A 22,740-nucleotide genomic window follows, 5' to 3' on the forward strand; every position below is an offset into this window, starting at 1 on the left:
TTTCTGTTCTGCGGCCTACCTGCGCCCCCGGAGGTAGCTGGAAGCCGCCACTCGCCGGCGCGCCGGCTTGACGGCCGGCCCGGCACGCGCCGCTGGCGCCACTGGCGCGGCCTTCGCCGGGGCGGCCGGCCGCGTGGTTGACGGCGGCGGCGCCTCAGCCTCCTCGTCCCGCGGTGGCGGCAACGCATCAAGCTTTTCCGCCATGGCATCCCACCAAGCGTCCGACTTGCGAGAAAGGCCAAGATGCTCCGCCACCCATAGCGCATACACCGCGCAGTCCAGTGCTTCGACGCGCTTGCGCAGCGCCGTCCACAGCGTACGAACTCCGGTCGCCGTCTTGCGCGACACCCGCGCTTCGCCTGAGAACTGCCGGAACCATTCGTCCGACAAGTCCTCCGAAAGGTGGACATAGCCCGGGCCCGGCGTCTCGATAGCCAGGCGACTGTGCAGCAGATCCTTGGCCAGGTTCGTGCCGACGTGCCACAGGATCACGCCCTTCTTGATCCGCTTCCCTCGCCAGTCGATATCCACCTGGCCGGCGCCATCCTTGATGGCCTTCTCACCGAAGGGGCGACCGCGGACGGCAAAGACCCGGCGCGCCTTGTTGCGGCGCGCGAAATCGTAGACCGCATTCGAATGGTGGCCGCCGCTGTCAATGGCCGTGGCGTAGATACTCATCTGCTGGCCGCCTTCATGCTGGAAGCGCCGCTCGAACAGGTAAGCCGCCACGTTGGACCAGACCTCGTCCTCCGCCGGGTTCCCGTGGAATATCTGGTGATCGACGGTCCACATTTCTCCGCCGCGACCGAATCCCCAGACGCCAACCTCCACCCGATTGCCCTGGGTGTCGCAACCTGCGAGCAACAACGAACCGCCCATAGGAACGAGGTTCTCGGCCAAGCCTGGAAGGCGATAGGCCTCGATCTCGGCGCGCCGCTTCAGCTCGTCCGCCTCGATCTTCTCGACCTCGCCCTCCCAGGCCTGGCCCAGGGTGGTGTTCCAGAAGGTCTTCAGCGGCTCGTCATCGCCCAGCTTTGCCTTGGCGTAGGCCTCCAGGAACTCACGGACCAGCTTGGCCCAGCTAACCATTGGGCTGTACGCAGTCCACACGTGGAAAGCGACGCGCCGATGAGCCGGTATTACCTCGCCAGCCGCGCTACGGAAAACTCCGTCGCGGTCGATGGTGGTGCCGTCCGAACCGCACCAGAATCCAGATTCCGATGCCTCCAGGTACTCGCCCTGGGTGATAAGGCAACCACAGTGCGGGCATAAGTGCTTCACCGATTCTGGATCGCCGTCGATCCACTTGAACCCGTGCGGTTCGTCCTTACCTCCCCAGGTCAGCGCATGATGCCCGTCGCAGTGAGGGCACGTGATGTGATAGTCATATCGCGCATCGGCGCCGGCTGCGCGCTTATCCATCAGGCAGGTCTCTTTCAGCTTGGGCGTGGACCCAACCACCATCTTCGGGAACGTGGCGCCCTCAAGACGCTTGGCCGCCAGCTGGCCGGGGTCGCCCTCACCGTCAATGTTCGAATCGAACGAACTGAACTCGTCCAAGAATGCGACACCGATAGACAGCCGTCGGTAGTTGTCGCCCGAACGACCGCCGCGAAGGTGCAGCACGCTGCCACGGAATTTCTTAACCAGGAGCGTGTTGTCCTTGTGACGCGCCAGGCGAGTCGGAAAGATCGGATGCATCGCCGTCACGTCGCGCAGCATCGGTTCCAGTTCGGTCTTGACGAATTCGTCGCGGGCGCTGTCCGTGGGCTGCCAAAGCGCCTGGTTGCGCCGCTTATGCTCCGCGAAGTACCCAATGGCCGCCAGCAGGATCTTCGTGTAACCAACGCGGGCCGACTTGATTACGTCAACCTCGTGCACATCGTCGCTACCAACGCAGGCAAGGATGGCACGCTGAAACGGCCAAGCCTCCCAACGCTGTTCGACATACGACGATTCGGCCGAAAGATAAAAGTTGCGCTCGGCCCACTCCCGCAACGTCATTGGCTCGGGAGTGGCGAAGGTTGCAAGCCCACGTCGCAGCGCGCGCGCGACCGCGGCGCGATTGGACTCTATGAGCATTACTCACCCTCGTTCTCTTCGTCAGCCTCCAGATCCTCCAGCGACAGGGATGCAATTGCGTTGCGAGCCCTTGCAAGCTCGCGGCGCACAATCGTCAGATCCGCATCAGTCAGATTCGGCAGCCGGCGCTTCAGTGCCGTGGGAATAGCATCCATAGCCGCGCTTACCTTCGTGCCCGCCCGAGTCAAGACCTCCTCCAGCACGCTGACGGGCGCAAGCTCGCCGCGGGCAACCGAGTTCTCCATCTCGATCCTGTCGGCCTGTGCCGCATATAGCCGCGCCTTTTCCTCCGCAGGATCGAGCGTTCTTGTTTCCTCGCCGGCCTGGCGCCCTGCCGCTATGTCTCGAATGTGCCCACAGTAGGACAGCAGCCAGTTTCCCAGCGTATCGCCCGCGACCATGACGCCACGCATGAGCAAGCCGCTGACGGCAGGCTGCGTGATCCCGACCAGTTGCCCGAACCGGGCCTGGGTCGTCTTCTTGTCAAGGTCGATCATCTTGCGGTGGACAGGGCCAGATCTAAGGCGGTGGAAAATTCGGCGTCGTAGCGTTCGCCATAGACCGCTTCTGCCGTTTCGTAGAAGGGGAATCGCTGCGTATAGGTCGGCTGGGCCACCGCAAGCAGGACCGGCTTTACGTCCGCTCCGTGCGTTCCGGTCTTCCGCCATACACCAGCAGACAGATGCTGCTCACGATTTCCGGACATGGACCCCTTGCCGCGGGAAACGAAGTACTGCACGCCGTTGATGCGCCTGTAGCCTTCAGGCGACCGCCCCACCTTCGCAGTGCGTGCGCGGCTGCGCGGCGTGGAGTTCGCCCTGTAGCCTTGCTCGCCGAACGCCTGCAGATACGACAACAGGCGCACGACCTGGCCGCGCGACATGTTGCCGTAGGCATCCATTTCCGCCGCTGCGGCCGGCACCGTAAACGCCCCCGTCGGAAGCCCTACTCTGGCAAGTGCGCGCTCGGACCGCTTCAGCCTGCGCCCACCGCCTAGAACCTGGGGCGGCAGATACTTGTCGGCGGAAATTCCCTTGCCGGCGGCGTCGCGGTAATCGACCGTGGCCACCAGATTGTCTTTGGTGGCCCGGACAAGTCGCAACGCCCGCATCGTGTACGGGGTCGGGCGATCAAAGACCTCTGCGGTGACCTGCGCCAGCGCATCGAGGACGTGTTGCCCGACCCGATTCAAGGCCAAGGCTGTCGCATATGGCAGCTGCCTCTGAACCTGGCCGTAGAAATCCACGCCCTCACGAATCGTAGAGTGGTGGCGCAGCTTCATGACGGTCTCAGATTTGTGCCCCTCACCGCCGAACCCGCGCGATGGATAAGTGGGCGAAATTATTATTACCCCCCCTTAGCGCGCCCGTGACTAGCGAGCGTTCGGGGTTCGAATTACCCTTACCGGACTGATTTCCGCAGGGGCCCCCGGGGTTTCCCTAGAACCTTAGTCATCCGTCTTCGATCTGGCAACGGGCCTCGTTGAGCCCATCAACACAGCGTCTAAGTGGCTCGGATGGCCCACGCTCACCCAAATATCTGCTTGTTCACTTTCCGATAAGAGTGTTATCTCTATGACCGATCCTGTACTGCCTATGTTCTATTGAAGCATCCCATAGCTTGTTCCAACTAGATGAGGCGTTCAATGACCACAAGACGCGAGTTCCTAGGCTCGGGTGCACTCGTAGCACTCGCTGGCGCAACAATAGTGTCCGGCCCGGCTAGCGCACAGACAAGCGCTGATCGACCTGGATTCTTCAGCGCCAAGGACATTGCTGAGGCAGGGTTCATCTACGGCTTGCCTATCGTGATGAACTATGCGGTGATGTACGAGTACGCCGTAGATCGCAATTCGGGGCAGTTCAAGGCCCCGTTCAATCACATCAAGAACGAACCGAACGTCTTCACCTATAAAGATACGGCAATCGTCACACCAAACAGTGACACCCCATATTCCTTTGTTTGGATGGATCTGCGAGCGGAGCCCGTGGTGCTCTCCGTTCCGGAGGTCGAACCCGAGCGCTATTACTCGGTCATGCTCTGCGACGGCAATACTTACAACTATGGCTACATCGGCACGCGTGCCACAGGAAGCGAGGCTGGCGACTACATGGTGGTCGGCCCTGCCTGGAAGGGCGATACCCCACCGGGCATCAAGCGGGTGTTCCGTTCGAGCACACAATTCTCCCTTGCGGGCTATCGCACTCAGCTTTTCGGGCCGGATGATCTCGATAACGTTAAGAAGGTACAGGCCGGCTACAAAGTGCAGATGCTCTCGGCCTACCTGAAACAAACTCCGCCGCCAGCCGCACCATCCATCGACTTCCCCAAGATCGACAAGGAACTTGTGAAGACGAACTTCTTCGAGTTTCTCGACTTTGCGTTGCAGTTCGCACCGCCGGAATCCAACGAGATGGGAATCCGCTCTCAGCTCGCACGCATTGGCATTGGCCCTGGCAAGGCCTTGAACTTTAAGGATCTTCCTCTGGAGCAAAAGCTGGAACTTGGTCTCGGCATGAAAGAGGGCCAGCGAAAGGTCGACGAGGCGGTCGCCAACGTTGGTAAGACGATAAACGGCTGGCGGGTTAGTGGTCTTCCAGGCGATAGCGCTCACTACGATGGCGACTGGTTAAAGCGAGCCGTCGCTGCTCAGGCCGGCATTTATGGCAATGATCCGGCAGAGGCTACCTATCCTTTCACACGCGTTGACAAAGATGGGCAAACGTTAGACGGCAGCAAGCATAGTTACACGCTAACCTTCCCGGCGGGGCAGTTGCCACCTGTGAATTCGTTCTGGTCGCTCACGATGTATGACGGAAAGTCCCAACTTCTTATCGAAAATCCGATCCACCGCTATCTAATTAATTCACCCATGTTACCCACCATGGCCACGAATGCAGACGGGTCCCGAACGCTCTACATACAAAACAAGTCCCCGGGCGCAGACAAAGAAGCTAACTGGCTGCCCGCTCCGAACGGGCCAATTTACTTGGTAATGCGGCTCTACTGGCCAAAGACGACGCCACCTTCGATCCTGCCAGTAGGGGAAGGGACATGGTCCCCCCCCGGAATAGAACGTGTCTCCTAGTCACAGACCGCGTGAATCCTCGCTGTGTGGCGTGTAAGGCCGACGGCACACCATGCGCATGCCTGCTGAAACGCAAGAGCTCTGACCGGAGTCTATATATCGGGGCTTTTTGGTGTGGGGGTACCCTGAAGTGTAGCGGGCTACGGGGAACGAACCCACGTAAGAGGCTTGGAAGGTCCCTGCCTGAGCACTCTGCCAAGCCCACAGAATTGAAACAAACTTCGACCATAGCGCGCATGGCTGCTGGATGTGAGCTGAAGTTGTATTGACCAACCAACGGCACAGTGAATCAATGGTTGCAGGAAGGTATGCCTCAACGGAGAGGACTATGCAACCACACTACACAAAACGAACAATTGAAGTTATCGCTGTGGCATTGGACGGTACTAAATACGTCATCCAACGACGCTGCAAGGTTCTGGCGGGAGATGACGGCGAATATGCATACTTCTACAGCAGCCTCGCCGACGGACGTGTGGTTTCATGGCTCGGCGCAAACCGCTATCGGTTGCCCGACGGCACGGCCGTCCAGGCAATATCGTCTCGCTTAATCGTCGCCGGCAGTAGTTGAAGGGAAAGCGGAGTGAATCGCCCTTTTACTGCGTTGCTTGAAATACCGCTGCCTACCATGGGGAAGTCCGCAGAAATGTGAAAACCGCCTTTCGCAAGGCGGTTTCGAGTCGAGCATGGCGTAAGGCATAGGCCCGCTCTCAGCTTTCACATGTCAGCCTGATCGTGAGAGTCTGCTCGACAGTCTCTCATCGACTGTCGGGCATTGCGTTCGCTGATCGGCCGCGGGGCATTCATCCGAAGCAGACGCCCCAGCAGATACCGCACTCATCTCAAGCGTCGCCCACTGCGATGAACATGTTTCGCTCTATGGCGTCTGCCATCTCACGCAGCCGACTTGCCCGCTCGTACTTTGTCATTTTCTGAGCCAGCATCGTGCCACCTTCCTACACATCTGAAAAAGCCCATCAGCTTCATGCGCAGGAAATCTAGCGGACGTCTATCAGAAAGGTCGAACATGAGCGTCGACCAAATGACGCCCATGATTTATTGCCGCATCCACCGCGATTACAGGGCTTGAAACAAACCCTCCAGAGGCAAAGAGTGGCACCTCCTGTGGCTCGTTCAACTCATGCTGGTCCGAAACGGCACCCAATGCCACAGTTGCGACAAAAGCGGGCCGCTGACTGCCTCCAACCGATATGCGAGAGACACTAGCCGTTAGTCGATAACCTTTATAGACCACGTTGTTGGGGAACATTAGTCCTCCCTGTCTATTCATCAGTCCAGGACCGTTGTTCACAATGCACGAATTTGCGTTGCATGCGGGCCTTTAGCCCCTTGCGCGGTGACGTAGCTCACGCGTTGATTCTCGACCAATACTTTGTGGCCATCGCCACTGACGATTTCAGAGAAATGAGCAAATAGGTCCTTGCCGCCATCCTCTGGCATGATGAACCCAAAGCCCTTGGCGTCGTTGAACCACTTAACTATTCCGGTTTCCATTTTTCAACTCCTTGCATAGCGGGCGAAGCCCGAAAAGGGAGCTAATCAAGGAAAGGACTGCGAACAATGAGGCACCCTGAAGGGTACAAAACCGGACGGAAATCGCGATGCTCGAAAAGCCGCTAACCCACTATGGGCGCATAACTTTCGAAAGTCAACCTACGTTTCTAATTAGCATCAAACCGCAATTTAGACCTTGGCCGCAGGGTGTCGGGCAGAGTGCAACACGCTCGCTAAGTCTTGTGTAACGACTTCCCTTTATTGCGATGGGCCAGTCGCAGGTCGCGTATGCTGAACACATGGAGTTTGAACGTGCGTCACCTCGCCGTATCGCCATGTGGGAGTACAAACATGCAACAAGTCCAATGCCAGCACGATCCATCCTTGCAACTTGAAAGGCAGAGGACGGCGTTCACGTCCGCACGATCATCGGCGATAACGTGAACGCTATCAGAAGGTCCATTGCTAGACTCGCGCACACCTTTGTTAAGCTTTTCCCTCCTGCATCACCCCAAAATGCGGGGAGAGAATCGAGCATAAGAACAAAACCTTCACATCCCGTCATTTCGTCGCCATGGCGTATCTACCGCATCTACGCCCGCCCAGGCCATTTGCTAATTCGAAACGAGCAAGGTCAAGTACTCGATCTGGGGGTCATGAAGGGCCAAGTACCCAACCTCACCTATCGACTTTTCATCGGTGGATTGAGCGGCAGAAACTTCGCGAATCGCACCCAATTGCTCGATGATGTAGCTCGCCGCTTCCAAGCTGGCGAAGTTGGCAAGGAACTGCTTTCTCTCCCTCAGTGGGAAAAAACACCCGGAGCAGATCTAGATCGGGGCACGCATGTGGACGTGTCCATGAGGGTTAAGCGTTGAAGCACTAGCGAGTTAACGCCCAGCGAGGATTGCCAAAAGGACACATGAAAAAACCCGCCTGCTTTCGCCTGGCGGGTTTTCGGGTGCATTACATGCGGGCGCACCTGTGGACGGAGAAATTGTCGCGGTTCCTGTCGCACTAATCAACTACTTCATGTCGCACTTTTCCACCGATACACAGCAGCGTTGCGAACACCGGGGCGGCTGGGCCGGCGCAACACTTGCCCGTGATCGATAAGTGCGGTGACCGCGCGCAGTACGCCTTGCCGCGCCGCCGTGCGCTCCTTGATTGTCAGTTCCCGCGCCCCCGTCGCGGCTCTCACGAGATCCGCCATCTTGAATTCTCGACCGGGATACGGGGCCATCAACCCGATGATTTCCTTAGCAAACTTCACGTTTCACCTTGTCTTTGAAAAGCCCCAGATACAGCCTGTATTCGGTGGCCGAAATTGCCTTGCCCGTCACCTGGGCAATCCAGCGCAGGGCTGCCGCGCGCCGCTGGTGCGCCTCCAGCCCTGCGAACCGTTCATGACGCTGCGGATACTCGGCGATGATGATCATGCGTTCAAGGAGAGGTAGCGCCTGATGCAGACGCTCAACCGCCATCGCATGGTCCACCTCGATCGGGTGGTAATCCTCAGTCGCCGGCTCGTACCACACCATGTTTCCAACTGATGCACCGGACCAGCACCAGCGCGCCCAGTTCCACAAAACGGCGTTAGCGTCGAATCGGTCAGCCATTGCGCCCCCGAGCCTTAGCCCAGCTCCTTAAGGAGCGTGGCAATCTGCTTGACCTTGGCCAACTCTTTCGCATCCGCTGCCGCGCGCTCCTCGATCATGATTGCGGCCTGGTCGATCTCTTCGGCCAACGTCCCCAGCCCAGCCATAACCGTCCGAACCTTTTCGGCGATGATCGCCAGCACGTCCATGGGCGCCGCTTGCTTTGTGCCCCCGAGTACATCAACGGGTTCCTTGCCGTGGAAGGTGTTGCTCATCATCTGCTGCCCCTGATTCGTCATCGTCAATTTTTCCTTCACCTCAATGCGCCGGAACGACCCCGGCACAACCTCTTTGATCAACCCCGCCTCCCTCAGCCTCCTCAAGCATCCGCGCATGGTGTGGATATCCGGGGATGCGCCCGTGGTGTCCTTCATGGCCTGAGCAATCCGCAACGCGGTAAAGGCGGTGGTGCGCTCGGCCGGCAAGACCGCATAGATCTTCTGAGCCAACGCCGTCTGTCCTGCCAGCAAGGCCGCATTTCGTCCCGGGGTCATCAAATCACCCCCGGGGAATAAGTCACTTTCGGATTCAGGTATTCCAGCAGGACGGATCGCGCTTGATCAAAGCTGCGGCACACCTCGACGCGATATCCCGCGCCCTTGAGGTATGCAATCCAGTCTTTCTGGCTTGTGCTGACCCGGCCGTCGCTGGTCTTCATTTCGATCCACAGCCCCGGGCATCCGAAGCGCGGCACCGGCAAACAAAGATCTGGCACCCCAGGCTTCACGCCCTGCCCCTTCAGCTTTGCCGCTACAGCCGCGTGCCGCTGACCGCCGTTGGGAACATGGAAGAGGCGCGATAGCTCCGGGTACACACCGGCCTGAAGGTTGGCCCAACGTATAACCTGGGCTTGAATGGTGTCTTCGCTGGGTCTAGCGAGAACCGCCACGCGACTGGTCGTGCAATGCGTGCGAGTAGCAGCAGTGTTGGGCCATCGCTTCATGCCTGCGCCCCCTGGTCCGTGCCCATGCGCAGCGCATTGCGCGCCATGGCGACAATCCCTGGCGAGTAGCGCTTGCCATTGGGGTTTTCGGTTTCAGCGATCACCCGCTTCCACCCGCGCAACGGATCACGGCCCGACTGGTTCAGGATCGCACCCACTCCCGTTGCCTCCAGCGCCTTGGCGGCCTCTGCCGGCGTCGCATGAGTCGCCCCAGGCGGAGGCAATGCGACAGCGGGCACGGGGATGGCTGCCCATTCGCCCCGGCCCAGTTCATCCGACAGTGCCCGCTCCCAACGTGACTGCATCACCGAGTAGCCGCAGTTCAGCAGGTCATGGGAGCCGACGCGCACCGCAGCCCAGTACACGGCGGGATGGCTCCATTGCCCCACCTCGCCGCGGCGGCGCGCCGTCATCCCCGCAACAGCGTCATGGAATGCGTTCTCCGGGATCAGGCCTGGCCGGCACGCGCGGATGAACTCGCCTACGGCGGGCGGCCAGTCGGGGAACATGCGGCGGCAGGTCCGCAGCCCCTCGGCCACTTCCTGAGGCGTCACGCGGTCCTCGTCCAGCGCTTCGGCCCAGGCCTCTTTCCAGTTCTCGATACTCTGCATGTCCGGGAAGTCCTTCAGCCAGCGCCCCCCGTACGTGCCCGACAGCCGGTTCCACAGATGGTCAATCGGCGTGATGCCATCCAGCTTTTCACGGGGCACGAGCCAGCCGTTTCCCTCAGACGTTGATCGTGCGACCGTCGTCATAGTCGTTGCCTCCTGAGGCTCGATTGCGATTCACGTATTCCGTGGGGTTGAACTTGCCGCCCCGGCCGGATGGTTGCCCACCTGGGGCGAACAGCCCTTGCCAGCTTTTGCCGATGGCATGGGCAATGACCGCTTCCGGCGTGTGGCCCTGGTGCCGGAACCCGGCCAGGTCTTTCACCTGCTGCTTGGCAGCCTCTTCGGTCAATGGCTTCCGAATCTGCACGCGGTGACGCACCCAGCGCCCCCACAGTTCCGCATCCAGCCAATCCGGCAATTCCACGCACATCGGATCGAACCCCGGCGAGCGCTTGCGCGCGCCTGTGACGGTTCTTGATGGTTCTGACGGTTCTATGACGGTTATATGCGGGTGCAACCCGTTGCACCCTTTCATGTCGCCGTTTGCACCCTTTGCGTCGTCAGTTGCACCCTTTGTGTCGTGGTTTGCACCCTTTTCCGCCGGTTCAGGTGGTGCAAAATCTGCACCGTTTTCCTGCTCCGGGTCCGTCGGTTTGAGGGATGCAAAATCTGCACCCTTTATCCAAGCCTCAGAAATCCGGTACTCACGGCGCTGATTGCGGCCGCCGTTGCCAGCATTCACCAGGATCAACCAGCCGGCCTTTTCCATGCCGCGCAGTTGGTACTGAACGGCGCGCACCGACTGGCGGGTCTTCTCGGCCAGGGACGCGATGGACGGATAGATGCCCGTACCTTGATCGCTCGAATGGTCCGCGAGCGCCAGCGCGAGAATCATCTCCCCACCGCCGTTCGGATACCGCTCGAACACCATCCCCATGACTTTCACGCTCATGGCGACTCTCCATACAAACGTTGGTACCCGCGCTCGGCGTCCTCGGGCCATTTGCCCAAGGCGATGATGCGCAAGCGCGTAAGACGCAGCCCAGGAACGAAGTAGCTCAGCTTCATTTCCCACGGCGCGGTTGATTGATCGAGGAAGTAATGGCATCCGCCGCAACCGAAGGCGATGGCCCAGTCATGCGCCTTGATCCCCTTCCCTTTCCCGTCGCGGATCTGGTTGGAATGGCATGCCACTGTCGTGTCTGTGCCGCCCTGGCAGTACTTGGGCACGCGCAGCAAGCATTCCTCGTCCTTGGCAAGGTCCAGCAGCGCCGGGTTGCGATAGACGGTCTTGGGCGGCTTCTTGCCCTTCTTGCGCGCCTTCATGGCCGCGCGGGGCGGCGCCAGCGGCTTGGCGCGCATCATCGGGGCCTTGGCCTTCAGCGGCGCGCCACGCTTCATCGGCGTCTTCTGGCGAAGCAGCGTCTTGCGTTGCAGCGTCATGCAGCCCCCGCTTGCTTTCGAACACGCCACCATGCCGGCAGATGCCACGCATTCACGCGTTGCCTGACCAGCCCGTCTCGAACGGCATCGAACAGGAAGGCATTGACTGCGCAGCTGGCGGCCATGGCGCGTGATGTGCTGAACCAGGGATCTACCGGCAACAACGCGGGCTCAACGATGGCTCGCAGCGCCCCCACATCCACACGGCGCGGCGTTTCGATAATGGCCTGGCGGACAGCTTCCACCGTCGCCAGCGGCACGCAGTAGCCCCTGAACATGTGCAGGCAGTCAGCCATAGATGCCGCTCCATGCCACGAACGGCTTGCGGATGGCCGTATAAAACAGCCCTGCTGCCGTAGCGTTGTGGTCCAACTCCGCGCGACTGGTGACCCCGCACATGTCGCGCACGTACTGCGCCGCATGCTGGCTCGGGGACACGCCCACAGGGGCGGCACCGATGCGGGAAACAACCCACCGCTGGAACTTCGCACTGCTGCACATCATTGCAGCCGTGCGCGACAGCGCCGCCCCCTTACGCTCCGCGGACGGGACACGCGCCCGCACGGGTACACCCGATGTTCCGCGCTGCATCATTCTTCGGCCATCCCGCTCAGACGGTTCGCAACACTCGCCACAGCCTCCATGACCACGCGTCCAGCCGCGGTGACGCGTGCAACCTCCTGCTGGTCCACGCCGCCGTCGGCCAGGGCGTCGTACACCTCATGGCCAAACTTGCCATGGGCGACCATCAGGCCGGCGACCTGTTCCAGCACGGAGATGTCGCTTTCACCGCAGGATTCTGGGGCCTTCACCAGCAGATACCCGTTGCTGTGCGCGAATGCGGCCAAGATCCGAGGATCGCCCGTCATGCGGACGATGCGATCCGCCTCGGTAAGGGTCAGGTGGTGCGTGGTGTTGTTGGGGTTGACCTTGTTGCGCAGGACGGCCGCTGAGATGCCAACCAGCGGCCCCAGGGACTCACTCCCACCCTTGTATTCATGCACCGTCAGATCGGCCGCAGTAGTGATGTTCATCTCATGAATTCCTGAACGTATTAATTGCTGCGCAGCGGCCTTACGCTTCGCAGCATGGAAACAAGAATCTCGCCCCGCCCATCAATCGCCACTGGCTGGACGTCGCCCCACGCTCTTTTGGGACCTGTTGGTTCAGGTGTCAGCGATATCTGCACCGGCACGCTACTCACCGGGCCTCGCGCGAGAATCGGGCGGAGGCACCGGCAACGGCGAGTGCTCTGTGTTCGGGATCTTCTCGGTTCCACGCAACGTAGAATCAGTGGTTCCTACGCCACCGTTTCCTACCCTGGGGGAACCTTCTTGGACTTTTCTCTCATCACTAGCGCAGTCGCTGCCATCAATGGCGCCATCGACCTCGGCAAGGGGGCTATGTCCGTCAGAGACGAGGCCAAAGCGATGGACATAGTCCGGGCCATGAACGAAAAGCTGCTCGATGCCCAACAGCGTCTTTTCGAACTCAGCGCTGCCATCAACGCGCTGCAACATGAGAACTTCCATGCCACACAAGAACTCCGAGAAGTTAGAGAAGCCCTCGCAGAGCGCGGCCGCTACTCGCTTGTCGAGATCAGTAACGGCCAGCTGACTTATCGGATAAATCCCTCCCCAACACTTTGCGGGGCCAGCGACCCAAGCTCCCCGGAGCCTGATCACTACATCTGTCAGAAGTGCTTTGACGGCCCAGGTAAGAACAAGGTTGTCCTGCAACGCCGGTTCCGCACCGGAGGCCGGAATTCGTACTGGCACTGCGCCGGCTGCAATATGGGATGGGCCTTCGACAAATGATTGAGCGCGTCTGCTAGCGTCGTGGCTACGCATAGGAGGGCTCCCGAAGCGGAGTGAGCAGCTCCCGACTGCTATGACTTGCGCCCTCAATCCACACACCCTCTGAAAAGGAATTGCCATGGCGACGCTCAATCGCGAGACTCAGCTGATTTGCCTTCAACGCCTGGCCGCGGAGTATCCGAACGAGGTTGATGTAGATTCCTGGGAAAACGAGTTCCCTGACTGCTCGGTGAACCTTGCGTACCTGCATGAACACGGCTTGATCAACGCAACCATCGTGCGCCCCATGTCCGGGCCTGCTCAGGTCGTTGCTGCCTGCATCACCGCGCAAGGGATGGATTTCCTTGCCGACGATGGAGGCCTCGGCGCGATCCTCGGTGTAGTGACCGTGCGGCTCCATGACGACACCATCAAGGCGATGATTGAATCTACGATCCTGCAATCGGACCTCCCGCAGCCAGAAAAGAAGAGATGGCTCGATCAGCTTCGATCGCTGCCCGCCGAGACCACAAAACACCTCGTACTGAAGCTCGTTGATAAAGGCCTGGAGTCGGGACCGGCTGCACTTGCTGCAGTCGGAACCCTGCTGGGGATGACCTCATGAACAGCGCGAATCCAGCTTCTGGGCCAAGTTCGACCCAGAATCCGTCAACGCCGGTTGATACCTCCATGACGCACTGGCCGTTGTGAAAAACCAAGGAGGTGGGAAGCAGCTCAAGCGTCTGCACCGACCTATGCATGGGAGGGCTCCTGATGGACGTGAAAGCCAAAGCGCGGATGGCGGAGAGTTGATGTCATGCCGCCCTCGCCTCTTCGGCCAACTCGGGCCAGATTCGGAGAAAGTCGTCTGGGCGCTGATCCTGACGGCGGATAGCTCCATCCGTAGCCAACTCCAGGCCAACGCAGTTCTCGGGGGACGGGAGACGATCCTTGTATCGAGTGCGCCACTGTCGTATCTGCGCGTCGTTCTTGACGTCGTAGCCAAGCTCAACCATGCGCGCACGGAGTTGCGCCACCGTCATGGCGCCCGGAGAAGTCAGGTATGAGTTCAAGTCCATTCGCACATACTAGTAGCGTTTGCTACGTTTCGCAAGTAGCAAATGCACCCGTAGCACATGCTACTTTTCCGCTCATGAACGAGATCGAGCTAAACGAGTTCCGAATGGGCCGACTGTCGGCCGCCGTGGACCACGTATCTAACGGGAACAAGACCGACTTTGGTCGCCGCCTTGGCTACAAAGACGGCGCATTCGTTCGTCAGATGCTTTCGGGCATTCGTCCCGTCACTGAGAAGACCATTTGGGCAATCGAAGCTATGCCCGGGATGAAGGGATGGTTTGAAATCGAGGGCTCTACCGTTGCGCCCCCAAGTTCCCAGCCGGTGACCGATTGGCCATTCCGTTCGATTCTTGCGGCTGATGTCCGAGCGCTTCCGCCCCATCAGCTAAGCGAACTGGAGGGCGCGTTAGCTCTCGCGATTTCGCAATTGAAGTTGGGACTTAAGGTTTCGCCTCAACCTTCTGCAACGACGCCTCCGACTGCGGCTGTCCCTCAATCAATTAAGGCCGGTGGACTCGTGGATATGGACTCTGCGCTCGACCCGTTCTTTACGGGTAGTAGTGGGCCCGTCCATACTTCGCGTAACGTCGATCCGGCCTCCAAAATCAGCACGCAAATGGGCGTCATTGCGAATGTCGGCGCGGGTGAACCGCCCGCGGCCAATGACAAATTCGAGAAGATCCCCGAGCTAGCAGACGTTCGCCTGGCTGCCGGTGAACCCATCGAGAACCACGCCGAAGAGCAGACCGGCATGATCCAGTTCCGCCACTCGTTCCTCAAAGCAGTTGGCGCGGACAACGGCAAAGGCCGGGTCGTGTATGCGAAAGGCGACAGCATGGAGCCCGTCATTCGAGACGGCGCTGCCCTACTGGTCGTACCGAACGAGAACCTTACCCTACGCGACCTAGCTGCCGGCGGCGTCTACGCCATCAACTATGACGGCAAGATGATCGTGAAGACGGTGACCAAGGACAGACTGACCGGACGCTGGGTTGCAAGGTCGTTCAACCGTTCCTATGACGATATCCCGCTGGAAAACAGCCATCCCGTGCGGGTGCTTGGGCAGGTAGTCTGGGCTGGCGCCAGGCTGCGGGATGATGAGGCGGGGCAGTGGGTGCGGTCTTGAGAACTCCTCGCGCGCCCTGCGCAAGGGGTTTGATGTTCGGCTGAATCGTTAAACGAGAATTCAATGGACGAAGAGAACGATCTGATTCCACTCGCTGCGGTGGAGAAATACTTCGAGAGCAAAAAGATATCCTCTACTTGCCCGGCCTGCGGGGAAAACAAGTGGGGCGTATGCGCTGCCGAATTGGGTGACGAACTACCGCTTTTCACAGAAGACTATCGGCCCCCTCCCGGGAAGAAGCTTCGGATGGCTATTTTCGCCTGCGTGAACTGCGGCTTCATTCGGATGCATGACCGGCGCTTTCTTCAGTGGTACGTGGAACACGACATGGACAATGAGCAGGCAGAGAAAGAATAATGAGCCATTCCTCACATTATGAGCCAATGAGAGATCGAGGCCCCTACGGGCCGAAAAGCAAGGCTCCGGTTGACCCGCCAGGCGCCGGCGGTGACAATGGTGGCATGGAAGGACGTATATCTGCGCTCGAAGCGCGTCTCGATGCGACCGTCCCGAGCCTCGCCACGAAAGCAGACGTGATCGAGGTTGAGGGCAAGGTTATACGGTGGGTTGCCGGTATCGGCATTGCCACGGTGACTGTGCTCGTCTCTGTAATGGGATTCTTTTTCTCTCGGCTAGACACCAAGCCAGCCCTCCCATCGACGCAGACAGCGCCCGTGATAATTCAAATTCCACCTATGCCGACGTCACCTTCTCCGTCCAATGCTCCCCCGCCGGCGTCGGCGGCACCCCAGGCCCCTGAGGCGACCAAGCCACCCGCCTCCGTTCCGAAGTAGCGTCCCAAAGCCACCTCCGGGTGGCTTTTTTGTTGTCCGCCGCTTCGTTCTACCTGCAATTGATCATGACTTTCCATGTACCTGGGCAATAAAGCCCAGATGCAGGAGCCAGCATGATGAAGTTCATCATCTGGGTGGTGGTAGTGCTGGTACTGGCCCTCTGGGGCCAGCCAGCCTACTAGACCGCCCTTCCCCTACAGCCCGCCTCGCGCGGGCTTTTTCTTTGCCTGTTACAAAAAAGCGTAGCATTTGCTATTGAATAAATGCGTAGCGATTGCTACTATTCTTTCAACGCAGCCCGAAACGCACCGCTTAGGCCAAGGGCCAGCACCGCGAAGCTGCGGCACCAGCAGTACCGCTCTTTAACAACCGAGGCCGCCCGCCCCCACCTGGGAAGGGCGAAACAGGACAACCAGGCGCCAGCGCGCCCCCGGCCCCTGTGTGCCTGGCCCATTGCGGCCAGGCAACGCCCAGCCGGGCGTGGCGACGATAACCCCGGCCTCTTTCCGATTCCGCTGAAAAGCGGGTTTCGGCCAGCGCCGCGTGCGGCGCTTACCGAAGCCTTCCCACCCCTGCGCATGCCCACGCAAAGGAATCCCATGGAACTGAAAGTCACTATCGACCTGGAAGCAGCGCTGGCCCAGGCACTCGCCCCCGAGAAGCTCCAGCCCATTTTGGACAAGCACATCATTGGAGCCATCACCAGCGCCATTGATGACGCCACAGGCTATCGCAGCACTTTCCGCACCGCACTGAAGGAGCAACTTGCTGGCGCAATGCCCCATGGCCTTCACGTGGCAGACGTGGCGAAGTTCCAGCACGTCTTGAACGAAGCCCTACGCGCGGCGGTCCACGGCCAGAATGCAGCGACCATAAACGCCGCCCTGGCCGAAGCAGCCGCTAGTGTGCTGCCGGACGTGCCGGCCACAGTCAAGCTGTCTGACCTGATGAAGGGTGTACGCGAGGGTCTGCACGTCGATGGGCACGCCGAATTCTTTGCTCACCTTGAAGAATCGTCGTACGGATACAAGCACCTCTCTCTCGACAGTCAGACACGCAAGTCGCGCGGCTACGGGGATGCACCCATAGACAGATTCGGCGCCGATTACCAGCTTGCATTCACCTCCGAAGGCGAATGCTATTCGCTGCGCTTGAACGGCAATCAGGTGACCCCCTCGTCCCTGCCGAACGCGGTCGGCGGCTTCCAGGCCACGCTACTCGCCCTGTACGTTGGTCGCACCCGCCTCGAGTTCGACATGGATCCGGATGACGTGGAATCGGCCGCTTCCGAGCAGTACGACGACTGACAGTCCCGGCGCTTATCTACTTATTCCTCAACGATCCGACCCAAAACATAGGCGTCGTATCTGTTGCCAGAATTGGAGCCTTCCTGAAAGTGGTTGAGTAGTTCAGTTAACTCGCGTTCGGACCCTGCGCCAAGTCTTAACAGAAGCTCATGCACATCTATGCACTGCGCCGAGGCGGATAGACTCGCAAATCGCCAGCATTCCAGAACCCAAATATCCTCAGCCCGGATCGCAGCCGCGCCACTGGACGCGAGTCCGATCCGCGAGAATGCGGCGCGACAGCTCTCATGCTCTGCGCTCACTCGCTCTAACCCACGGCGAATGGCTGCTCCAAAACGACGATTCCAATCTTCCATATTGCCCCCCCGGAGTCGCCGAATATCGTAGCCAGCCTTTCAATCATTTGCACATAGAGAATCCGCTACATAGAAATCCGAGAAGACTTCACTTCCCGGAGATCCTGACACCTCCGGCTCATGCCCCGCGTGCGGGGTATCGGCAGGCAATGTGCCTGGATTGGAGCAACCCGGCCTCTCAGCAAGCTGCGGCTGACCACCCACGGGTAAATGGGCGGCAACGGTAGGGCAACGCCGATAGCCCATCGCAGCAATCGGTAGCGGGTGCTGGTGGTACAGCCTCCCGCCGCGGGCAGAAGCTTGCGCGAAGTGTCGTGTGTCACCACGGTGCTAGACACCCCGGAAAGACGGGGACCATCATCGGGTCGGTAGCTCAGTGGACAGAGCGCCCGGCGTCCGGGAGGTTCGGCAATGCCAAGGGGTCGCGCCCCAGACGCATCCGAAGGCAGGCACGCCTCGCTGGTTCGAATCCAGCCCGACCCGATGATGGTGAAGCGCCTTCGGGCGCTCGCTCTTAGGAGCGCGGCGACGGCCGGCCCATCCCCCTTCCCGCCATTCAGGCCGGCGCATCCCCCTCGGCAGTTCGCCGACCGGGGGGGCCAACTTTGTACGAAAGGCGCGCCCCTGGCGACGAGGTGCGCCGGCCTGAGTGGCCTTTTCCCTCCACCTCCCCCCCGAGGACATCCATCATGTTCGCAATGCTCACGCACTCGCTGCGCCAGTTCGGCGCGGCCCTGTTCAACGTCCTGCACGTGATCGCCAAGGCGAATCACTGGTAACGCGCGCAGCAGCCAGATTTTCAACCCGTGGCGCCCGGTCGGCGCCGATCATCCCAGAGGAATCTATGTCCGAAATTACCGTCGGCCAAACCTACACCCTGAAACCCTCGACCCCGCGCGGGAAGCCCCTCGGCGCCAACGTCACAGCGATCAAGCGTCGCGGCCTCGGCTATACCGTCGAGTATCGAAGCGGCGGCAAGACGATGCAGTGCTCGATGGGAAAGTTCAAAGACCGCCTGGCCAGCTAAATAGCCTCCCCCTGCGCCTCAGGCGGTCGGGGGAATTCGGAGAGCGGGCCTACCCCGGCCCTCGCTCCAGTAAAGAAGGAAGGACGAAACAGGACAACTAGGCGTAAGCCCCCCGGAACCTGTGTGCCTGGGCTTCTTAAGCGTGGTCACACCCAGCCGGGCTGGCAACGATCATCCCCACCATTCACCTGCGCCGCAACAGGACGCAGACAGATAAGTTTCCCGCTACTTTGGTTCCTATTTTTGAGAAGGGACGGTGTCAGCGAAACACCGTTGCAAGACAGCATTCGCCGTTTAATAATTGATCACCCCAGCATCGCGAATCGGAGCAATGATGAGCACCGTTGAGCCCCCGGAACAAGGGAATACTGTTCACCTTAGCAGCCTGGTCCTACAGGATGAACCGTACCGCTACAAGCTTCTGGTAGAGGCCGTTCTCGACTATGCGATTTTTCTGCTCGACGCCAATGGCTTCGTCGCAAGCTGGAATGCTGGCGCCCAGCGCTTCAAAGGCTACGAAGCAGCCGAAATCATCGGACAACACTTCTCCCGCTTCTACACAGAAGAAGAACGGGCTGCAGGCGTGCCAGAGCAGGCTTTGGCGATCGCATCGAACGAAGGTAGATTTGAGGCCGAAGGTTGGCGAGTGCGCAAGGACGGCTCGCGATTCTGGGCCAGCGTAGTAATAGACCCCATACGGGATAGCTCGGGCCACCTCATCGGTTTCGCCAAGGTCACACGGGATATCACAGAAAAGCAACGAAGCCAGCAGGAGCTACAGGCTACGCAGCTGGCCCTGCATCGAGCTCAACGCCTGGAAGCGCTTGGGCGCGTGACTGGTGGGTTGGCTCACGATTTCAACAATTTCATTTCAGTCATCGGTGGCGCTACGGAATTGCTGCGCAATACCGAACTCGCTCCCGAAAAGCGCCTCAAGTACCTCAATGCAATTGCGGATACGGTGCAGCGCGCAACTCATCTAACGCAACAGATGCTCGCATATGCGCGCCGTCAGCCTCTTGAGCCGTCCAACGTGGACGTGGGCTTATGTGTCGAAGGAATGAAACCGATTTTCCAAGCCACACTGGGGTCTGCGGTTCGGGTGCAATACCATCTACCTAGCGAACCATGCCTAATATGCGCCGACGTCAGCCAGCTAGAAAACGCACTGCTAAATTTGGTGGTCAACGCTGGAGACGCAATGCCTTTCGGCGGCAATGTAAAAATTACCGTCAATTGTGCCGACTCGCGCCCGGATGGGGATGGCCCCATGGTCACAGGCCAATTTGTAGTTGTGAGCGTTGCAGACGACGGCGAAGGTATTCCCCAGGAGGTTCTGCATCACATCTTCGAACCTTTCTTTACCACCAAACCGGAAGGGAAAGGAACGGGGTTAGGGCTGAGCCAAGTTTTCGGGTACGTTTCGCAAACGGGAGGACATGTCAATGTGGTCAGCTCTTCCGAAGGGGGAACGACGTTCACCCTCTACTTTCCGAAGGTCTGCCCCCCTCAGTAGCTGCAACACAGCACTGTTTCCAGCAAACGAATCAGATCATCCGCGGCCCAAGGCTTCTGGATGAACTTCGTCCCCGGTGGAAGCGCATCGGTGGCCGGGTAACGACGCCCAGACGTCAAAAGCACAGCAATTGTTGGGGATTGACCGCGTATTAGCTCCGCCATCTCCAGACCATCCATAGAGCCAGGCATCTCGATATCCGTGACGACCGCGCGAATGTCGGCGCGCGCGCCAAGGCAGACCAGCGCATCATCAGCATTACTTGCCTCGACGACGACATAACCTTCTCCCGCCAAGATCTCCGCGAGAATCCACCGGGCGGTAGAGTCGTCATCCACGACGAGTACAACCTTCTGCTTTGCGCAAGGTTTGGCGTCTGTCATGTGTCGTAATCCGGTTTGCAGCGGGCGAAGATTCCAGCTGCAGTCGCCCCGCTCGCACGCGTGGCGGGATTTCTTGTTTGTTGGCACCGCCGAAGGGCGAACTGGCGCTCTTCTTGGCCTGTTACGCCGTCGCTCGATAGCAGCAAGTCTCATGCCTGTCTATGGCATCCACGGTATCGGCAGGCGCTGTTGCCTAATCAAGAGTTTCTTGAAGCCCTGCTCGACATCCTCGCGCCCATTCTCAACGTGCTGGACAGCAACGGCGACCTGAAAGACCTCCCCAACCTCCCCGATCATCGGGGCGGCCTCGGAAAGCAGGCCGGCGATGATCGGGCTTCCGGCCTGCTCTCCGAATCCCACCACCACACACACCGCGCAGATCCACATGCAAATGAGCAGATGTAGAGGATCAACTGCCAACCAGAAGCGGACTACGATTGCATTGCTCGGTTAGGTCAAATACACCTACTCGGGCGGCTCGCCTCAAAGCTGATGATCCGGGCGCCGTTGCGGGGATAGCGTCCATGCTGGTAGTCACCCGACACGACCACATCTACAAATCCAGTTTCCCGCAATGCGAGAGCCAACTCCTCGACACCCCACCAGCGCAAATGGAATAGGTCAAGCTCTGTCGACAGCAACGCTCCATCCCGCCAGTGTTCGTAGCGCAGATGATCAAGGGTTGTTTGTTTGATGTAATCAATCTCGGCCCGATGACTGGTCAGCGTCAGCAAATCGCTGCCATCCACCGCCCAACTGCGCACGGAGCTCGTCTCTCCAATGAGGCTCTCGATGGAATCAATATCTACGATCAGCCTGCCACCGGGCAGTAGATGATCCCAAAACCGCTTGAGCACGGCCATTGCCGAAGCGGTCTCTGTAATCAACTGCAGCGACCCCGCCGGCATGACAATGCATGCGAAGCGTCGATCGTAGCTAAATTGTTCGAATGTTTGACAGGTCAGCGCGGGAGCAAGACCTCTACTTAGGCACTCCTGCCTACAGTAGTCGAGCATGTCTTGCGACGCGTCGAAACCCTCCATCGCGAGCCCCATCTCGAGCATCGGTATGAAGATCCGGCCATTGCCGACCGCAGGTTCCAAGATCGGGCCATCACATCCAGTCAGGCGCTGCCGATAAAATTCCAGATCGCCGAATGAGTGGCCAATGGGCTTATCGAGGTGGTAGATCCAGGAAGCGAGTTTTCCGTACCTATTTGGCATTTCCTCTCCATGTCAAGATAAGTAGGCTACCTTACGTGACTTGGACAGGAATACAAACTTGGCGGCAGAAGACAACGTCTTACATGGAAGCGAGAACGGTGGGTCAAGCTTCGTTGAACCACTATCGAATTTCCAAACGGATGCCGATGAGAATGCAAAAAAAGCGATCTCCACCAAGAAGTGCTGGAGCAGAAAGCCCCTTCAACCTTTCAGCAAGCCGCTTCGATTCAAAAGCGGGCAACGGGGCATCGGCCCAATGCAACCTGTTGCCCACAAAACCAAAGGGCTGGATCCACTGTTTCAATGGATCCAGCCCCTGTACCGCAAGCAGCTTGCCTTAGGGCAAGCTGCCGATTAAATCGCTTTGATCATCGTCGCCGTGGGGCCTTTTTGCCCTTGACCGGCCACGAAGGAGACACGCTGGTTCTCTTCCAGAGATTTGTGGCCATCACCCTGAATTTCAGAGAAATGGGCGAAGAGGTCTTTGCCACCCAGCTCCGGCATGATAAACCCGAAGCCCTTGTCGTTGTTAAACCACTTCACGATACCAGTTTCAATCTTCAATGTAAGTCCTAGATTTGCAGGGAAAATGTTCCCGCGGCCACTATCAATGATTAGCCGCAACAAAGATATAGCTGTTACGAATTAACACACTCCCTGAATCCCATTCTTCGTGGCTTCAGAGAGCGGCCGGCGCTGCGACGTCACCGGCGCTGAAAGTCACTTTCAGGAATTCACCGGGCTACCGGCCCGCTCCCCGAAGCCCACCCACCACCGCGCACACCGCGCGAA

The 22,740-nt window shown here is 59.3% G+C and carries 28 protein-coding genes and 1 tRNA gene; 13 read left to right on the top strand and 16 right to left on the bottom strand.

The annotated features are described in order from the left end of the window. Positions 1-15: 15 nt before the first annotated feature. The 3 genes from HV793_RS26935 to HV793_RS26945 are packed head-to-tail and all read right to left on the bottom strand — an operon-like array spanning position 16 to position 3,364. Positions 16-2,082, bottom strand: a complete 2,067-nt coding sequence (locus HV793_RS26935; protein ID WP_175214207.1) for a phage terminase large subunit family protein — start codon at positions 2,080-2,082, stop codon at positions 16-18. Beyond that, on the bottom strand, positions 2,082-2,579 hold the full coding sequence (locus HV793_RS26940; protein ID WP_054453595.1) for a terminase small subunit: 498 nt from the start codon (positions 2,577-2,579) through the stop codon (positions 2,082-2,084). The genes HV793_RS26935 and HV793_RS26940 overlap by 1 nt, the downstream gene beginning before the upstream one ends. Beyond that, positions 2,576-3,364, bottom strand: coding sequence for a hypothetical protein (locus HV793_RS26945; RefSeq protein ID WP_175214208.1), 789 nt, complete (start codon positions 3,362-3,364; stop codon positions 2,576-2,578). The genes HV793_RS26940 and HV793_RS26945 overlap by 4 nt, the downstream gene beginning before the upstream one ends. A gap of 363 nt (positions 3,365-3,727) precedes the next feature. Between HV793_RS26945 and HV793_RS26950 the strand changes: the two genes are divergently transcribed. Beyond that, positions 3,728-5,170: a DUF1254 domain-containing protein gene (locus tag HV793_RS26950; RefSeq protein ID WP_118934027.1), complete on the top strand. Its 1,443-nt coding sequence runs from the start codon at positions 3,728-3,730 to the stop codon at positions 5,168-5,170. A gap of 328 nt (positions 5,171-5,498) precedes the next feature. Next, positions 5,499-5,741, top strand: coding sequence for a hypothetical protein (locus HV793_RS26955; protein WP_124260398.1), 243 nt, complete (start codon positions 5,499-5,501; stop codon positions 5,739-5,741). A gap of 441 nt (positions 5,742-6,182) precedes the next feature. On the opposite strand, the gene HV793_RS31310 is transcribed toward HV793_RS26955, so the two are convergent. Together HV793_RS31310 and HV793_RS26960 are read right to left on the bottom strand one after the other, a co-directional pair. Then, complete coding sequence (locus HV793_RS31310) at positions 6,183-6,440, bottom strand: hypothetical protein (protein ID WP_082400922.1); 258 nt, start codon at positions 6,438-6,440, stop codon at positions 6,183-6,185. Between the two features lie 38 nt (positions 6,441-6,478). Continuing rightward, positions 6,479-6,685, bottom strand: coding sequence for a cold-shock protein (locus HV793_RS26960; RefSeq protein WP_054453614.1), 207 nt, complete (start codon positions 6,683-6,685; stop codon positions 6,479-6,481). Between the two features lie 440 nt (positions 6,686-7,125). Here HV793_RS26960 and HV793_RS31195 point away from each other — a divergent pair, with 440 nt between their 5' ends. Beyond that, entirely contained in the window at positions 7,126-7,563 is a 438-nt protein-coding gene (locus HV793_RS31195) for a hypothetical protein (protein ID WP_082400924.1), read from the top strand. 381 nt (positions 7,564-7,944) lie between these two features. On the opposite strand, the gene HV793_RS26965 is transcribed toward HV793_RS31195, so the two are convergent. The 8 genes from HV793_RS26965 to HV793_RS27000 all read right to left on the bottom strand — a co-directional run bounded on the left by HV793_RS26965 (position 7,945) and on the right by HV793_RS27000 (position 12,374). Further along, complete coding sequence (locus HV793_RS26965; RefSeq protein WP_054453617.1) at positions 7,945-8,304, bottom strand: hypothetical protein; 360 nt, start codon at positions 8,302-8,304, stop codon at positions 7,945-7,947. 14 nt (positions 8,305-8,318) lie between these two features. Next, positions 8,319-8,792 (bottom strand): hypothetical protein, encoded by a 474-nt coding sequence (locus tag HV793_RS26970; RefSeq protein WP_156337365.1) that lies wholly within the window; start codon positions 8,790-8,792, stop codon positions 8,319-8,321. Positions 8,793-8,836: 44 nt separating this feature from the next. After that, positions 8,837-9,286: a VRR-NUC domain-containing protein gene (locus tag HV793_RS26975; protein WP_118934026.1), complete on the bottom strand. Its 450-nt coding sequence runs from the start codon at positions 9,284-9,286 to the stop codon at positions 8,837-8,839. After that, a complete protein-coding gene (locus HV793_RS26980; protein WP_124260397.1) occupies positions 9,283-10,041 on the bottom strand; it encodes a replication protein P in 759 nt (252 codons plus the stop codon). The genes HV793_RS26975 and HV793_RS26980 overlap by 4 nt, the downstream gene beginning before the upstream one ends. Then, complete coding sequence (locus tag HV793_RS26985) at positions 10,013-10,849, bottom strand: phage replication initiator YdaU family protein (RefSeq protein ID WP_118934024.1); 837 nt, start codon at positions 10,847-10,849, stop codon at positions 10,013-10,015. The genes HV793_RS26980 and HV793_RS26985 overlap by 29 nt, the downstream gene beginning before the upstream one ends. Beyond that, positions 10,846-11,340 (bottom strand): nuclease domain-containing protein, encoded by a 495-nt coding sequence (locus HV793_RS26990; RefSeq protein ID WP_175214209.1) that lies wholly within the window; start codon positions 11,338-11,340, stop codon positions 10,846-10,848. Before HV793_RS26990 ends, HV793_RS26985 begins: the two co-directional genes overlap by 4 nt. Then, the gene (locus HV793_RS26995; RefSeq protein WP_059374239.1) at positions 11,337-11,636 is read right to left on the bottom strand and encodes a hypothetical protein; all 300 of its coding nucleotides are present in this window, start codon (positions 11,634-11,636) and stop codon (positions 11,337-11,339) included. The genes HV793_RS26990 and HV793_RS26995 overlap by 4 nt, the downstream gene beginning before the upstream one ends. A 294-nt stretch (positions 11,637-11,930) precedes the next feature. Continuing rightward, positions 11,931-12,374, bottom strand: coding sequence for a phage regulatory CII family protein (locus HV793_RS27000; protein WP_118934020.1), 444 nt, complete (start codon positions 12,372-12,374; stop codon positions 11,931-11,933). A gap of 300 nt (positions 12,375-12,674) precedes the next feature. On the opposite strand from HV793_RS27000, the gene HV793_RS27005 reads away from it, so the two are divergent. From HV793_RS27005 to HV793_RS27040, 8 genes are all read left to right on the top strand, one after another. Next, complete coding sequence (locus tag HV793_RS27005) at positions 12,675-13,157, top strand: BUD32 family EKC/KEOPS complex subunit (protein ID WP_118934019.1); 483 nt, start codon at positions 12,675-12,677, stop codon at positions 13,155-13,157. A 118-nt stretch (positions 13,158-13,275) separates the two neighbouring features. Next, entirely contained in the window at positions 13,276-13,761 is a 486-nt protein-coding gene (locus tag HV793_RS27010; RefSeq protein WP_175214210.1) for a hypothetical protein, read from the top strand. Between the two features lie 528 nt (positions 13,762-14,289). Then, positions 14,290-15,342, top strand: coding sequence for a S24 family peptidase (locus HV793_RS27015; RefSeq protein WP_175214211.1), 1,053 nt, complete (start codon positions 14,290-14,292; stop codon positions 15,340-15,342). A gap of 63 nt (positions 15,343-15,405) precedes the next feature. Further along, positions 15,406-15,699, top strand: a complete 294-nt coding sequence (locus HV793_RS27020; RefSeq protein ID WP_175214212.1) for a hypothetical protein — start codon at positions 15,406-15,408, stop codon at positions 15,697-15,699. A gap of 1,036 nt (positions 15,700-16,735) precedes the next feature. Continuing rightward, positions 16,736-17,443, top strand: coding sequence for a hypothetical protein (locus HV793_RS27025; RefSeq protein WP_175214213.1), 708 nt, complete (start codon positions 16,736-16,738; stop codon positions 17,441-17,443). A 718-nt stretch (positions 17,444-18,161) separates the two neighbouring features. After that, positions 18,162-18,282: transfer RNA gene (locus HV793_RS27030), tRNA-OTHER, on the top strand. A 361-nt stretch (positions 18,283-18,643) separates the two neighbouring features. After that, complete coding sequence (locus HV793_RS27035; protein ID WP_175214214.1) at positions 18,644-18,826, top strand: hypothetical protein; 183 nt, start codon at positions 18,644-18,646, stop codon at positions 18,824-18,826. 334 nt (positions 18,827-19,160) lie between these two features. Beyond that, positions 19,161-20,342, top strand: coding sequence for a two-component system sensor histidine kinase NtrB (locus HV793_RS27040; protein WP_175214215.1), 1,182 nt, complete (start codon positions 19,161-19,163; stop codon positions 20,340-20,342). On the opposite strand, the gene HV793_RS27045 is transcribed toward HV793_RS27040, so the two are convergent. Beyond that, positions 20,336-20,725 carry a response regulator gene (locus HV793_RS27045; RefSeq protein ID WP_118934011.1) on the bottom strand — a complete coding sequence of 130 codons (390 nt, stop codon included), beginning with the start codon at positions 20,723-20,725 and terminating at the stop codon, positions 20,336-20,338. The two genes, HV793_RS27040 and HV793_RS27045, sit on opposite strands and share 7 nt — an antisense overlap. Positions 20,726-20,914: 189 nt before the next feature. On the opposite strand from HV793_RS27045, the gene HV793_RS27050 reads away from it, so the two are divergent. Then, positions 20,915-21,130 (top strand): hypothetical protein, encoded by a 216-nt coding sequence (locus HV793_RS27050; RefSeq protein ID WP_175214216.1) that lies wholly within the window; start codon positions 20,915-20,917, stop codon positions 21,128-21,130. 50 nt (positions 21,131-21,180) lie between these two features. Here the strand turns inward: HV793_RS27050 and HV793_RS27055 are convergent, their stop codons facing one another. Beyond that, positions 21,181-21,948, bottom strand: coding sequence for a methyltransferase domain-containing protein (locus HV793_RS27055; RefSeq protein WP_175214217.1), 768 nt, complete (start codon positions 21,946-21,948; stop codon positions 21,181-21,183). A gap of 58 nt (positions 21,949-22,006) precedes the next feature. Between HV793_RS27055 and HV793_RS27060 the strand changes: the two genes are divergently transcribed. After that, positions 22,007-22,306 (top strand): hypothetical protein, encoded by a 300-nt coding sequence (locus HV793_RS27060; protein ID WP_175214218.1) that lies wholly within the window; start codon positions 22,007-22,009, stop codon positions 22,304-22,306. On the opposite strand, the gene HV793_RS27065 is transcribed toward HV793_RS27060, so the two are convergent. Further along, positions 22,303-22,512 (bottom strand): cold-shock protein, encoded by a 210-nt coding sequence (locus HV793_RS27065; RefSeq protein ID WP_054451283.1) that lies wholly within the window; start codon positions 22,510-22,512, stop codon positions 22,303-22,305. The two genes, HV793_RS27060 and HV793_RS27065, sit on opposite strands and share 4 nt — an antisense overlap. Positions 22,513-22,740 lie beyond the last annotated feature (228 nt).

Source organism: Achromobacter aegrifaciens (assembly GCF_902859965.1).
GTDB lineage: Bacteria > Pseudomonadota > Gammaproteobacteria > Burkholderiales > Burkholderiaceae_B > Achromobacter > Achromobacter aegrifaciens.